The following is a 14,788-nucleotide window of genomic DNA, read 5'->3' as shown; positions in this document are numbered from 1 at the left end:
TTATTACCGATTTTAACATTTACAAATCTGCTTTTTGAAGATTATGTAAACATTTAACATTTGTTAAATTATCGGGTTATCCCCTGCTTATTGATCCAGTCTATATATTGCTTTCTGTTTGCATTATGCTGAGCTACAGTCTTTGCAAAAAGATGATAGCCGGGATTAGAAACGTCTGCGACAAAGAAATAGTATTGATGCGATTCAGGATTTAATACGGCATTGATCGCCGAAAGGTCAGGCATAAAGATCGGACCCGGTGGCAAACCACCATATTTATAGGTGTTGTAAGGGGAATCTGTTTCCAGATCTTTATATAAAACACGTTTAATTACTTGATCAAAATCTCCTTGTTGTTTTTTAACAGCATAGATAACGGTGGGATCTGCATCAAGTTTCCAGCCGTTGTGAAGTCTGTTTAAATAGACACCGGCAACGCGGGGACGCTCATCATTTTTAGCTGTTTCTTTTTGTACAATAGACGCTAAAACATAAACTTCAGTAGGTGTTAAGCCTTGCGCTTCAGCTTTCGCTTTGCGCGCATCTGTCCAAAATCTATTATATTCAGTCAACATACGCTTACGGTATTCTTCGGCGGTTGTATTCCAATACAATTCATAGGTATTGGGTAAATACATAGTCAAGGCTGTTTCTTCTGAAAAACCATTTGCCTTTAAAAATTCAGCATCTGTGAAAGCTTCAAGAAGTGCTGTACTGTCTGCTTCAATCTGCTGACTTATGCGCCCTGCTAGATTTTCTAAACGCTCTTGATTATTGAAAGAAATCTTAACTGGAATATTACCGCTACGAATAGCATTGACGATTTCGTTATTATTGCTTCCCTTCTCAATTATAAAATGCCCAGGTTTGATATTCGACACATATCCTTTGCGCTCAGCAACTTGATCAAAAGACTCGATATCGTCTATTAAAGGCTCTAAATCTGCCCGTACATCACTATAAGTAGCATCAGTTTTTACGTAGAGGTGCGCCTCTTCATTATTGAATGCAGTATTTGGTGAAAAAAACTTACCGTAAATGGTATAAGCAAAGATGCCGCCTACGATCATCCCAATCACTGCGGTAGCGGCAATAATTTTTTTAATGTACATCGTTATGTATTAATTGATATAAATATTCATTTTTAAAGCTTCCGCCCACGCGCGTCCAATCTTTTTTTAGACCCACACGTTCAAACCCTTGTTTCTCAAAAAGCTTAATACTGGGTGCATTTTCTTCTAAAATATTAGCGTACAATTGATGCAGCTCTAAACGCTTAAATGCATACTTGGTAATAAGTTTAAGCGCTTCGGCGCCATAACCTTTTCCGCGTTCAACCTTGCTGAAAATCAAGATTCCCAGTCCGGCTCGATGATTTCTGGGATCAAAATCAAAAAGGTCTATCATTCCCAAAGCTTCATCATTTGCGGCTTTACAGACTACCAATCGCAACTGCTTAGCTTCATAAATATCTTTATGTGCGTTTTTTAGATAATGCTTAAGTAAAAACTTAGAAAACGGAGTTAGCGTGGTACTCAACTCCCAAAGATCCTCATCATTTTCAATCTTAAAAATGAGATCGAGATCTTCAGGCTCTAATGCTCTTAAATAAACAAGTTCTCCTTTTAGGGTTAGTCCGTCCATACTCCTTGAAATACCTTTTGCGCAGGACCAATGAGAAAAATGTTTTTATATCCTTCATCTTCCGGCTCAAAACTTATGGTCAACTTACCACCTTCAACCTGAAGAGGTACGCTTGTTTGATCTACTTTACCTTGCTTATGTATGGCCAAAGCAACAGCAGTTGCTCCTGTACCACAACTCAACGTCTCATCCTCTACTCCACGCTCATACGTGCGCAAGCGAAATCCATCGGTAGTCACTTCAACAAAATTAATATTACTTCCGGCTTTGCCGTATAACTCACTATACCGCAACGTTGCACCTTCCGATTTAACATCAAAGTCTTCAATTTGAGAAACCCATTGCACGTGATGCGGACTACCGGTATTTAAAAACAAATGTGTATCAAATTCCTTGATCTCAGCTACATCCTGCATTTTAAGATGCACAAGTCCGTTTTCTATATGCGCTTCGTGCAGTCCATCTACCGCTTCAAAAGTGGTTGTATTGTTTATTACACCAAGTTCATTAGCAAAAGCCACAATGCATCGACCGCCATTACCGCACATAGAGCTAGGATTTCCATCTGCATTATAATACACCATCGTAAAATCTAGTGTATCGTGGTTTTCAAGCAAAATCAAGCCGTCTGCGCCTATGCCAAATTTACGGTCACAAAGCTTCTTTACCAGTTTGGTATCATTTTTGGAAAATATGTTCTGACGGTTATCGATCATTACAAAATCGTTGCCGGTGCCTTGGTATTTATAAAAAGGTATAGACATAGCTGGTTTTTTAAAAGCTTCGCAAAAATACATAAAGCGAATAATCTACACCTTGTTAAGACCGAGTTAAATCCTGCAACACGATATACTGTCACTCGTATTTAAAGTGTTATATAAAAAATAGAAACGTATTATGAAAAAATTTGCAAGCCTATTGTTTGTTGCCATCGTAGGTGGTGGTGTTACTCTGGGAGCATATAAGCTGCTGGAAGATGAGTCTAAAACTGAAGTTTCTAACCTAACTACAAGTCCTAATTTTAATACTGTAGCTTATGAGGGGCGACCTATAAGCAGTACAAATGCTGACTTTACCGAAGCTGCAGATCGTACGGTTCACGCGGTAGTACACGTAAAAAATGTGCAAACTTCAAGACAGCCGCGTAATTTACAAGAGTTCTTTTATGGCGGCGGAGAAACCCGCAAAGGTCTCGTAGGTGCAGGTAGTGGTGTGATCATCTCTGCTGACGGTTATATCGTTACGAATAATCACGTGATCGATGGAGCAACAGAATTAGATGTCTCTTTAAATGATAACCGAACTTTTAAAGCCGAAGTTATTGGTACAGATCCTCAAGCTGACATAGCACTCATTAAAATTGATGCTGATGAAGATTTACCTTACTTACCTTTTGGAGATTCAGATAATGTGCGCCTGGGTGAATGGGCACTTGCAGTAGGGAATCCATTTAACCTAACAAGTACAGTTACTGCCGGAATTATTTCGGCTAAAGCTAGAGATATCAACGAGTATGATTCTAATCCGCAATCTTTTATACAAACAGATGCTGCGATCAACCCGGGTAATAGTGGCGGCGCTTTGGTCAATATTAATGGGGAACTTATAGGAATTAACACGGCTATTACTTCGCAAACCGGTAGTTACGTAGGTTATGCATTTGCAGTACCTTCTAATAATGCACGTAAAATCGTTGAAGATATTTTAGAATATGGTGATGTGCAACGTGGGATATTAGGTGTTAGCGGAACCAGTCTTAATCCAAGTATAGCCAGTCAGCTTGATGTGGATGCTGTTGAAGGTGTTTATGTAGCTAATGTAGAACTTGAAAGTGGCGCTAAAAAGGCCGGTCTCGAAGAAGGTGATATCATCACTCAAATAGATAATGTAAAAGTGAGCAAGTTCTCTGACCTTTCAGGTTACTTAGGTGCAAAAAGACCTAACGATGTGGTGCAGGTTACATATACGCGAGATGGTGAAAGCATAACCGTACCGGTTACTTTACTAAAATATGAAGCGTATGTAATTGACAAACCTGGTCTAGAAGTGCGTGAAGCTTCTTCAGAATTATTAAAAGAATATGGTGTTAAAAACGGAGTAGTTATTGCTCAAGCGACTAATGATAAATTAAAACGCTATGGACTTAACGGCATCGTTATTACAGAAATTGATGAAGAACCGGTAAAATCGGTTGCTGATGTTAAGCGTATTATGAATGCTAAAAATCCTAACGAACCGGTAAGCTTAAGCTTTGTAGGTAAAGGAGGAGAGAAAAAACAGATCATTTTTCAATAAATGATACTGAATATATCAATGATTTCAAGCCTTTCTTCGGAAAGGCTTTTTTTTGGCAATAACAGACCGTAGTCAAAATCAATTACCTATTCCCTCCTAATCTCAATTATTTCATTACTGGAGAATTTACTTCATTTAAACGTTACGCAAACGATATAGTTGAGTATCTTTGCCGAAAATTTAAACACACACTTTATTTTATGACAACGTCTTCAACTTATGAAAAAGAGCTTGCTTTTCAAGCCGACAGACGCCGCGCCACTATTGAATTCATTAAGATTATAAGTGATCTCTGGTACGATAATAATATTGAACTCGTACTTTTTAGAAATCAGCTTATTGATCGTAATGTAAGTGAAATCCTCAATTTACACGCTTACGCCGGAGCATTTGTACAAAAGCCCATTTCAATTTTTGATAGCGTTGAACTGGCAAAAGCAATTCAGCAGGTGAACCTCCCTCCTGCTAAACTCGACATTGGTAAACTCACGTATGAATATCACATTGAAGATAATGAGTATGCAGACGCTACGGCATTCATTCATCATAAATTAAAAGAAGCGCATTCAGCTGAAACCATTACGCCCAAAGATGTTGTGCTTTATGGTTTTGGCCGCATTGGTCGCTTGGTCGCTCGCGAACTGATGACGCGCACCGGTAGCGGAAATCAATTAAGACTTCGCGCGATTGTTGTGCGTGGTCCCATCAACAAAGCGGTATTACAAAAACGAGCTTCGCTTTTAAAGAGTGACAGTATTCACGGTGATTTTCCCGGAACTATTGATGTTAATGTTGAAAGAGAAGCCTTAATTATCAACGGAACCACCGTAAGACTAATTTCAGCCAATACTCCTGAAGAAATTGATTATACGCAATACGGCATTGACGAAGCTTTAGTTATCGACAATACGGGTGCGTTCAGAGACCAAGAGCAATTGAGCAGGCATTTAATCGCAAAAGGTGTTGCTAAAGTACTGCTCACCGCTCCCGGAAAAGGAATTCCAAATATTGTGCACGGGGTAAACCATAATCAAGTTAACCCGGATGAAACGGCAATTGTCTCGGCTGCTTCTTGCACTACCAATGCGATTACTCCAGTATTAAAAGTTATTGAGGAAAGTTTTGGGATCGTAACCGGCCATTTAGAAACCATTCATGCGTATACCAATGATCAGAATCTTGTAGATAATATGCACTCTAAATACCGTAGAGGTCGAGCTGCAGCACTCAATATGGTAATCACCGAAACAGGCGCCGGTAAAGCCGTGGCTAAAGCCTTACCTGAACTGGAAGGAAAACTTACCTCTAATGCGATTCGCGTGCCTGTTCCCAATGGTTCTTTGGCTATTCTAAACCTCAAGTTAAACCAAAAAACCACAGTTGAAACGATCAACGCCACTTTAAAAAAGTATGCGCTAGAAGGTGATTTAGTAGAGCAGATTAAATATTCTATCAATAACGAACTTGTGTCTAGTGATATCGTGGGTTCTTCTGCCCCTTCTATTTATGACAGTCAGGCCACATTGGTCTCATCAGATTCAGAAAATGTGGTGTTGTATATTTGGTATGATAATGAATATGGATACAGTCACCAAGTAATCAGGCTTGCCAAGTACATTTCAAAAGTAAGAAGGTTTACGTATTATTAAAATTCTGTTTTTCAGAAGTTTACCACTAAAGTAAAAAGTTGATTTTTATCAAGTTAAAGGAAGCAGAACACGTAGAATTGATTATTTTTGCCCCTTTGATATACTAAGAAGGATTACGTTCCGTTTTCCCACAAACAGAAAAATGACTAGCCTGAAATGAATACTATAAAAATCAACTTTTTACTCCTATTTTTTGCAATTACAGCAGTTTCTGCTCAAGAAACACAAACAACTGAGCAGCCTGCTGAGCCAAAAGTAAATACAATCTCTCAGCAGTTTGAAGATCTACTTGAAAATTCTAATAATTATCAAGAATACAAAGTAGTGAAGCAAAATGCATTAGCTAAACTTAAAAGTAATGCTGCAGATAGTATTAATGATTTAAAAGGTCAGATTGTAAATCTTCAAAATGAGATTCAAACACAAGATTCAAAGATCAGCGAGTTGAACAAATCGCTAGAAGATACACAAAGCACTCTTGACAAAACCCGAGAAGAAAAAGACTCTATCTTTTTCTTAGGAATCCCTATGAGTAAAGGTGGTTATATGGGAATGATGTGGGGTATCGTTGCTGTTTTAGCACTGGCTCTTGTATTCTTTATCTTTAAATTTAAAGGAAGTAACGCCCATACTCAAGAGGCCAGACAAAAGCTAGCCGACACTGAGCACGAATACGAAGAGTATCGTAAAAAAGCCTTAGAGAAGGAACAAAAAATGGGACGATTACTACAGGACGAGCGCAACAAAGCGGTTAAGAACAACAAAAAATAACGCAGCTTTTTATGCGCATTGATATAATTACGGTTGTCCCAGAGCTTTTAAAGAGTCCGTTTGAGGCTTCTATAATGCAACGGTCGATCGCAAAAGGTCTTGTTGAAGTACATTTTCATAACCTTAGAGATTACACTACCAACGCTTATAAACAGGTTGATGACTATCAATATGGTGGAGGAGCCGGAATGGTTATGATGATTGAACCTATTGACAAGTGCATTAGTGAGCTAAAAGCAGCACGTGATTATGACGAAGTCATTTATATGACCCCTGATGGAGAAACGCTTAATCAGGGAATTGCAAATACCGTTTCGTTACAGAAGAATATCATTATCCTTTGCGGGCACTATAAGGGTGTTGACCAGCGTGTACGCGATCAATTTATAACCCGAGAGATTTCTATTGGAGATTATGTTTTGAGTGGTGGCGAATTGGGAGCCTTAATTTTGTGTGACGCGGTCATAAGATTAATTCCCGGGGTTCTAGGCAATGAAACTTCAGCATTAACTGATTCTTTTCAGGACGATTTGCTAGCTCCACCGGTGTATACCCGACCTGCTGACTATAAAGGCTGGAAAGTCCCTGAAATACTTACTTCAGGAAACACTCCTAAAATTGAGGCTTGGCGTGAAGAGCAGGCCTATAAACACACAAAAAATCGCCGTCCTGATCTACTTAACGAGTAACGGATAAATTCTTCAAAAAAAATAGTTTAGAGAATTGTCTAATCTATTTTTTATAGTAAATTTGCACGCTCATAGAACCAACCTCTGGCGAGATACGTGCATGTTGCTTTTATTCAATTTTAAAAAATCTTAAAAATGGAAGATTTAATCAGTTTTGTACAAAACGAATTTGTAGAGAAAAAAGAATTCCCAGAATTTAGTGCTGGTGATACAATCACTGTTTACTATGAAATTCGTGAAGGTGAAAAAGTACGTACTCAGTTCTTTAGAGGTGTTGTAATCCAAGTACGCGGTACTGGAGTAACTAGAACTTTTACTATCAGAAAAATGTCTGGTACTGTAGGTGTTGAGCGTATTTTCCCAATCAATATGCCTGCACTTCAAAAAATTGAAATCAATAAGAGAGGTAAAGTGCGTAGATCACGTATCTACTACTTTAGAGGTCTTACTGGTAAGAAAGCTAGAATTAAAGAAGTTAGAAAATAATTTGATCTTTCAAGATATAGTAAAAATGCTCTCAATTGAGAGCATTTTTTTTGCTACGTACACCATCAACAATTGTTGATAACCCCTGTTAATCAACAGTTAATAATAAAAATTTCATATTTTACGATAACGATATAGAATATTTACTATATTTGAAGTAGTCAAACGTTTAAAAGTGAATTTAAATATTCACTTTGTTTCCAATATCATTACCACTGTATAGCAGTAGTTTTTTTAAACAAGTAAAGGTATTGGGCGGGATTACAAAAGACTGTAATCTCTATGTTTTGATTTACGGTGCAAGTACTAATATTCTTGCCTTTGGAACTTCAAGGGTTCACTGGTAAAAAATCAATACATTAGAAGCTCTGTTGCGATAGCAAATATCACAACAGAGCTTTTTTATTAGATAATTTAGAAATATTCTTCAAAATGAAGCTTACTCCCAATTTCACAGGCTTTAAGAAGAATTTAAGTGTTAAAATCTACCCGAAAATTCTATATTTGCAATCCACTAAATTATTCTTGAAATTATTTTTATTAAAAGAATTTACCCCTTTTTTAATGACGGAATTAAAATCAAGACTTATTAAACGAACTCATTTTTATGTCAACCAAAACATCTAAAATAGCTTACACCAAAACTGATGAAGCTCCGGCGTTAGCTACGCACTCTTTTCTTCCTATTATAAGCAAGTTTGCTAAACCGGCAAATATAGAATTTGAAGTAAAAGACATCTCTTTAGCTGCGCGTTTACTCGCAAACTTCTCTGACTTTCTTAAAGAAGATCAGAAAGTGAGCGACGCCTTGGCTGAACTAGGAGAATTAGCTAAAAGTCCGGAAGCAAACATTATTAAACTTCCTAACATTAGTGCTTCTGTACCACAGCTTACTGCTGTGATTAAAGAATTGCAAGCAAAAGGTTTTGCAGTTCCTAATTACCCAGAAGAAGCAAAAACCGACGAAGAAAAGGCAATAAAACAACGTTATGCTAAGGTTTTAGGTAGTGCTGTAAACCCTGTTTTGCGTGAAGGTAATTCAGATAGACGTGCTCCAAAACCGGTTAAGGAATATGCGCGTAAGAATCCGCACAGTATGGGAGCTTGGTCTAAAGACAGCAAATCGCACGTTGCGACTATGGCTAGCGGAGATTTTAGATCAAATGAAAAGTCTGTTACTTTACCTGAAGCTACTTCGGTTGACATCATACACGTTGACAACAACGGAACCAAGAAAACATTAAAAGAAAAATTAGCTCTTAAAGAAGGTGAGATTATTGATGCTACCTTAATGAGCAAAGCGGCTTTGCTTAAATTTTTAAGCGAGCAGATCGAAGACGCTAAAGCACAGGGGATTCTATTCTCTATTCACATGAAAGCGACAATGATGAAGGTCTCTGATCCTATCATTTTTGGTCACGCAGTGAAAGTATATTTCAAAGAGGTTTTTGAGAAGTACGGTGAGGATTTAAAATCAATAGGTGTAGACACTAGAAACGGTCTTGGAGATTTATTAAATGACATCAATAAACTGCCGGAAGCGAAGAAAAACGAAGTTGAAAAAGCGATTTTAGACACTCTTGAAACACGTGCTGATCTTGCTATGGTAAATTCTGATAAAGGGATTACCAACCTACACGTACCTAGTGACGTGATCATTGATGCTTCTATGCCGGCAATGATTAGAAATAGCGGTCAGATGTGGAATGCTGAAGGTAAATCTCAGGATACAAAAGCAGTTATTCCAGATAGTAGCTATGCCGGTATTTATCAAGAAACAATCGATTTCTGTAAAGAACATGGTGCTTTTGACCCAACTACAATGGGTACGGTTCCTAACGTGGGGCTAATGGCTCAGAAAGCTGAAGAATATGGTTCTCACGACAAAACTTTTGAGATTGCTACTGCCGGAAAAGTTCAGGTAGTTGATGCTTCGGGCAAAGTTCTTATTGAGCATAGCGTTGAAGAAGGTGATATCTGGAGAATGTGCCAAACGAAAGATGCTCCGGTACAAGACTGGGTAAAATTAGCGGTAAATCGCGCTAAAGCTACCGGTGTTCCTGCGATCTTTTGGTTAGATAAAAATCGTGCACACGATGCAGAGTTGATCAAAAAAGTAAATGTGTATCTTAAAGACCACGATACTGCAGGTTTAGACATTCAGATTATGTCACCTGTTGAAGCAACGCGCTTCAGCTTAAAGCGTATGAAAGAAGGCAAAGATACGATCTCAGTTACCGGAAATGTATTGCGTGACTACAACACAGACCTCTTCCCTATCCTTGAAGTTGGTACGAGTGCAAAAATGCTTTCAATTGTTCCTTTAATGAATGGTGGTGGTTTATTTGAAACCGGTGCAGGAGGTTCTGCCCCTAAGCACGTACAGCAATTTGTTGAAGAAGGTCATTTACGCTGGGACTCTTTAGGTGAATTTTTAGCCTTGGCGGTTTCTCTCGAACACGAGGGTACTACCAATGACAATCCTAAAGCTTTAGTATTAGCGGAAACTTTAGATGAAGCAACCATTAAATTTTTGGACAATAAGAAATCACCTTCTCGTGCGGTAAATGAATTAGACAACCGCGGAAGTCATTTTTATTTGGCTCTTTACTGGGCTCAAGCTTTAGCTGCGCAGGATAAGGATAAAGAATTGCAAGTACACTTTGCTGAAATTTCTAGCGAAATGGAAACCAATGAAGAAAAAATACTTCAAGAATTATTAGATGCACAAGGATCTGAGGTAGAACTTGGTGGGTATTATTTCCCGGATGAAGACAAATCTTCATCTGCAATGCGACCTAGTGCAACGCTAAATGCAATCATCAACTCTTAGCGTTTTTAATATTTAGAATTTTAAAATGGGTTACTTGACGGTAACCCATTTTTATTTTCACAAAGTTGTGCTTCAATGCACTAAGTCTCTTATTTTTGAGAAAAAAAGCTTGAGAAAAACATACTTTTTGGTTTTCTTCCTCTTGATGTGCCATCTGGTTTCAGGACAAAGAAATCATACGCTCAGCGGTGTCATAACATCTGCGGAATCTAACGAGACCCTAATTGGAGTTAATATCATCATCCCCGAACTCAATAAAGGTGCTGTTACTAATGAATACGGCTTCTACTCCATTACCCTGCCCGAAGGAACATACACGCTTCAAATTAGCTTTTTAGGATTTGAAAACATTTCGCAACCTTTGGTACTTGACGCCAATCAAAAACTTAATTTTTCGCTTAATGCGAGTACTGAGACTTTAGACGAAGTCGTGATTGAAGAGGATGTAGAACAACTGAGCATTAGAAAGCCGCAAATGAGTGTGAATACGCTAACTGCTCAAACTATAAAACAGATTCCTGTAGTTCTGGGCGAGGCAGATGTGATCAAATCAATTTTGCTTCTTCCCGGAGTCACCAGCGCCGGCGAAGGCGCTTCCGGGTTTAATGTACGCGGCGGAGCTGTTGACCAAAACCTGATCCTTCTTGATGAAGCTATCATATTTAATTCTTCGCATCTCTTTGGGTTTTTCTCTGTCTTTAACCCAGATGCGATAAAAGATCTCAAACTCTATAAAGGAGGAATCCCCGCGCGGTATGGCGGGCGGGTGTCTTCGGTGCTTGATATTTATCAGAAAGAAGGTAACAGCAAAGAATTTCATGCAAATGGCGGCATCGGCGCAGTAGCCAGCAGATTGCTTGTAGAAGGCCCCATTGTAAAGAATAAATCAGCTTTTCTTATTGGTGGAAGAGCTTCTTATGCGCATCTTTTTCTTCCGTTGTTTGACATAGATAACAAAGCCTATTTTTACGATCTAAACGCAAAACTCAATTACAATCTCGACGAAAAGAACAGTCTTTTTCTTTCCGGCTATTTTGGTCGTGATCTCTTTGGCGTAAGCGAAAGTTTTGTCAACACCTACGGAAACTCAACTCTTAACCTAAGATGGAATCATATTTTCTCAGACAAGATTTTTTCTAATCTTTCTTTGATCTATTCTGATTATTACTACGGTTTATTGCTGGATTTCGTGGGCTTTCAGTACGATTCGGGCATTCGCAATTTTAACTTGAAGTACGATTTTCAGCATTATTTAAATAGCGAAATCAAGCTTAGCTATGGTGTCAACAACATCTATTACCGTTTTAACCCAGCGACGATCACGCCAAACCGCCCAGACAGCGGAATCATTCCATCGCAGCTGACGCATAAATACGCTAATGAATTTTCGGCTTATATCGAAGCTGAACAAGATCTCAGCGATAAATTGATTTTAAAATACGGCGCCCGATTGAGCCATTTTACCCGTTTGGGGCAAGATTCTTTCGCAGTCTATCAAAACGATCAACCGCTTACTTATAATGCTTCACTTAGTATTTACCAGCCTGCTGAACCTGTAGAAATTCAGTCTAATACCGGTCGATTAGCTGATTTTACCAATATTGAGCCCAGAGCATCCTTGTCTTATTTGCTGAATGATAACAGTTCTGTAAAAGCCAGCTATAACAGAATGGCGCAGTATTTACACCTTATATCAAATACCAATGCTCCTACTCCATTAGATGTTTATGCACCTAGCGGCCCGTATTTAAAACCACAAATTTTAGATCAATATGCCTTGGGGTATTTCAGAAAAATAAAAAATAATGAGTTTTCAATAGAAACTGAAGTATTCTATAAGGATGTACAAAACCGACTGGATTATCGCAACGGCGCTCAACTTATCGCCAATGAAAACATAGAAACCGAAGTACTGGCAGGAAAAGGACGTGCTTATGGTCTGGAGTTTTTGGCTAAAAAGAACAAGGGGCAATTTACAGGTTGGCTAGCCTATACGTTATCCCGAAGCGAACAACAAACACCGGGCAGAACACCGCAAGAAACCGGTATCAACGACGGTAACTGGTATCCTTCAGCGTATGACAAAACCCACGACATTAGCGCGTATTTAAGCTACGAGGCCAATAAAAAATGGACCTTTAATGCCAATTTCATTTTTCAAACAGGACAACCTACAAATTTTCCGGTGAGTCAGTCGCAATTTCAAGGGCTAAACATCACTAATTATGACGGGCGCAATCAACAGCGCTTGCCGGCCTATCATCGACTAGATCTTTCTGCTACGCTAACGCCAAAAAATCAAAACAAGAAGTTTAAAGGCTCGTGGGTTTTTAGTATTTACAATGCTTATAATCGTATGAATGCAGCTTCGATCACGTTTAGAACCAACGACGATACCGGCGCTAATGAAGCGGTACGAACGACCATTTTCGGTATTCTGCCTTCAGTAACCTATAATTTTAAATTTTGATGAAACGCCTTAAAAATTGCTATATCTTTTTGCTCTTGATGACTCTTCTAGTAAGTTGTCAAGACACCATTGAGGTAGATCTTCCGCCCACCCAAGAGCGGCTGGTAATTGACGCCGTTATGCGCATACCGGATACTGATACATTTCTTGTAGAAGCCTATCTAAAACTTTCTAAAACCACAGATTACTATGCCGACAGCATTCCTAAAGTAAATGATGCTTTGGTTAGCTTAACAACCAGCAATCAAACTTATACATTGCAAGCAGAAGAAAACGGATTTTACAGCACTGTTCTTCCGCGAAAAGAGTTAACGCAAGGGCCTGTTTCCTTAGCAATTGAATATGAAGAAGAGTTTTACAGCGCCACTACTCAATTTGTAAATGCTGTGCCTATAGATCAAGTTGAACAAGGTGACGGAAGTCTTTTTGCTGGTGATGAGACCGAAGTGATCATCACCTATACCGATGCTCCTAATCAAACCAATTACTATCTTTTTGACCTTGATAAAGGGCAATATCTTACCAGCGAAGATACATTTTATCAAAATCAGCAGTTTTCATTTTCCTTTTTCTATGAAGATTTGAAACCCAACGACACGCTGAATATAGAATTGCTAGGCGTCAATAAAGCCTTCTCAGATTTTATGACTGTGACTATAAATCAATCAGGCCAGGCTTCAGGAAATCCGTTTGTTCCGGCTCCTTCGGTCATTCGCGGAAATATTGTCAACGAAACAAATGATGCGCATTATCCCATCGGTTATTTTTCGATAAGCCAAGTCTACACTGCTTCGATAATTATTGAATAATGTAACTTGCGTATCCATTAATTTCTACTGAAAAGCATTATGAGCTTTACAAAAACTACAGAACAAGACTCTAAGTATTCAGACTTAGAAAAGATGAGCGTCACTACGCTGCTCCATAGTATCAATACTGAAGATAAAACCGTACCTCAAGCAGTTGAAAAAGCGATTCCACAAATAGAACTTTTGGTCAATCAATTGGTTGCTCAAATGAAAGAAGGTGGTAGGCTTTTTTATATGGGTGCAGGCACCAGCGGAAGACTAGGAGTCGTGGATGCTTCTGAATGTCCGCCCACATTTGGTGTATCACACGATCTGGTCATAGGTTTAATCGCAGGAGGCGAAACGGCCATCAGAAAAGCTGTTGAAAACGCTGAAGACAGCACCACGCAAGGTTGGGAAGATCTTAAGGCACATAACATTTCTGAACAAGATGTGGTTATTGGTATTGCAGCTTCGGGTACGACACCTTATGTTTTACACGCTTTAGAAGCTTGTAATAAAAATAATATCACCACCGGAAGCATTACCTGCAACAAAGGATGCCCAATTGCAATTGAATCAAAATATCCGGTAGAGATTGTCGTGGGGCCAGAATTTGTAACCGGCAGCAGCCGAATGAAAGCAGGAACCGCACAGAAGTTGGCATTGAATATGATTTCGACTACGGCGATGATTCAGCTGGGAAAAGTAAAAGGCAATAAAATGGTAGATATGCAACTCAGCAACGACAAACTTGTAGATCGCGGTATACGCATGATTCAGTCTGAAATTCCGGTAAACGCTGAACAAGCAGCGCAACTTTTAAAAGAAAATGGTTCAGTTAGAGCCGCAGTAAATACCTATTTAAATGGCAACCAATAAAGAAGCCTTAGCCAGAGGCGTACGCACAATGGCCACCTCACTCCTATTTATGTTTTTAGGTCCGAGTATTATATATCAAGCGTTTAAAAATAGTGAGCATCCGCTGTACATCCCCGTGCTTATTTTAGGTTTTGTAGCGGCGGCGTTAGCCATCTACTTTGGCTTTAAAGGAATTAACCGCATAATGAACGCCTTGTTTGATAAAAACTAAAATACCTCACTATTCGGCATAAAAAAAGCCTTTGCATTTGCAAAGGCTTTTTAAAGTATATTCAAATCGC

The 14,788-nt window shown here is 38.8% G+C and carries 13 protein-coding genes; 10 read left to right on the top strand and 3 right to left on the bottom strand.

Going from position 1 to position 14,788, the window contains the following annotated elements; translation table 11 throughout:
• Positions 1 to 68: 68 nt before the first annotated feature.
• The 3 genes from mltG to dapF are packed head-to-tail and all read right to left on the bottom strand — an operon-like array spanning position 69 to position 2,408.
• Positions 69 to 1,112, bottom strand: a complete 1,044-nt coding sequence (gene mltG, locus HCN54_RS05460) for an endolytic transglycosylase MltG (protein ID WP_167596873.1) — start codon at positions 1,110 to 1,112, stop codon at positions 69 to 71.
• Complete coding sequence (locus tag HCN54_RS05455; RefSeq protein WP_167596872.1) at positions 1,102 to 1,644, bottom strand: GNAT family N-acetyltransferase; 543 nt, start codon at positions 1,642 to 1,644, stop codon at positions 1,102 to 1,104. Before HCN54_RS05455 ends, mltG begins: the two co-directional genes overlap by 11 nt.
• Positions 1,632 to 2,408: a diaminopimelate epimerase gene (dapF, locus tag HCN54_RS05450; protein ID WP_167596871.1), complete on the bottom strand. Its 777-nt coding sequence runs from the start codon at positions 2,406 to 2,408 to the stop codon at positions 1,632 to 1,634. The genes HCN54_RS05455 and dapF overlap by 13 nt, the downstream gene beginning before the upstream one ends.
• Before the next feature lie 133 nt (positions 2,409 to 2,541).
• On the opposite strand from dapF, the gene HCN54_RS05445 reads away from it, so the two are divergent.
• The 10 genes from HCN54_RS05445 to HCN54_RS05400 all read left to right on the top strand — a co-directional run bounded on the left by HCN54_RS05445 (position 2,542) and on the right by HCN54_RS05400 (position 14,718).
• Entirely contained in the window at positions 2,542 to 3,939 is a 1,398-nt protein-coding gene (locus HCN54_RS05445) for a Do family serine endopeptidase (RefSeq protein ID WP_167596870.1), read from the top strand.
• Between the two features lie 200 nt (positions 3,940 to 4,139).
• A complete protein-coding gene (locus HCN54_RS05440; protein WP_167596869.1) occupies positions 4,140 to 5,588 on the top strand; it encodes a glyceraldehyde-3-phosphate dehydrogenase in 1,449 nt (482 codons plus the stop codon).
• Between the two features lie 156 nt (positions 5,589 to 5,744).
• On the top strand, positions 5,745 to 6,359 hold the full coding sequence (locus HCN54_RS05435) for a hypothetical protein (RefSeq protein WP_167596868.1): 615 nt from the start codon (positions 5,745 to 5,747) through the stop codon (positions 6,357 to 6,359).
• Between the two features lie 11 nt (positions 6,360 to 6,370).
• Positions 6,371 to 7,048, top strand: coding sequence for a tRNA (guanosine(37)-N1)-methyltransferase TrmD (gene trmD / locus HCN54_RS05430; RefSeq protein ID WP_167596867.1), 678 nt, complete (start codon positions 6,371 to 6,373; stop codon positions 7,046 to 7,048).
• 135 nt (positions 7,049 to 7,183) lie between these two features.
• On the top strand, positions 7,184 to 7,534 hold the full coding sequence (gene rplS / locus HCN54_RS05425; protein ID WP_009779972.1) for a 50S ribosomal protein L19: 351 nt from the start codon (positions 7,184 to 7,186) through the stop codon (positions 7,532 to 7,534).
• Between the two features lie 607 nt (positions 7,535 to 8,141).
• Positions 8,142 to 10,367 (top strand): NADP-dependent isocitrate dehydrogenase, encoded by a 2,226-nt coding sequence (locus tag HCN54_RS05420; RefSeq protein ID WP_167596866.1) that lies wholly within the window; start codon positions 8,142 to 8,144, stop codon positions 10,365 to 10,367.
• Between the two features lie 145 nt (positions 10,368 to 10,512).
• Entirely contained in the window at positions 10,513 to 12,837 is a 2,325-nt protein-coding gene (locus HCN54_RS05415) for a TonB-dependent receptor (protein WP_167598843.1), read from the top strand.
• Between the two features lie 38 nt (positions 12,838 to 12,875).
• The gene (locus tag HCN54_RS05410; RefSeq protein WP_167596865.1) at positions 12,876 to 13,646 is read left to right on the top strand and encodes a DUF4249 family protein; all 771 of its coding nucleotides are present in this window, start codon (positions 12,876 to 12,878) and stop codon (positions 13,644 to 13,646) included.
• 39 nt (positions 13,647 to 13,685) lie between these two features.
• Complete coding sequence (gene murQ, locus HCN54_RS05405; RefSeq protein ID WP_167596864.1) at positions 13,686 to 14,507, top strand: N-acetylmuramic acid 6-phosphate etherase; 822 nt, start codon at positions 13,686 to 13,688, stop codon at positions 14,505 to 14,507.
• A complete protein-coding gene (locus HCN54_RS05400; protein WP_167596863.1) occupies positions 14,494 to 14,718 on the top strand; it encodes a DUF6095 family protein in 225 nt (74 codons plus the stop codon). Before murQ ends, HCN54_RS05400 begins: the two co-directional genes overlap by 14 nt.
• The last annotated feature ends 70 nt before the right edge of the window (positions 14,719 to 14,788 follow it).

The organism is Leeuwenhoekiella sp. ZYFB001, assembly GCF_011784865.1.
Lineage (GTDB): Bacteria > Bacteroidota > Bacteroidia > Flavobacteriales > Flavobacteriaceae > Leeuwenhoekiella > Leeuwenhoekiella palythoae.
The sequence above is the reverse complement of the archived record's forward strand: the minus strand, read 5'-3'. Positions and strand labels throughout refer to the sequence as shown.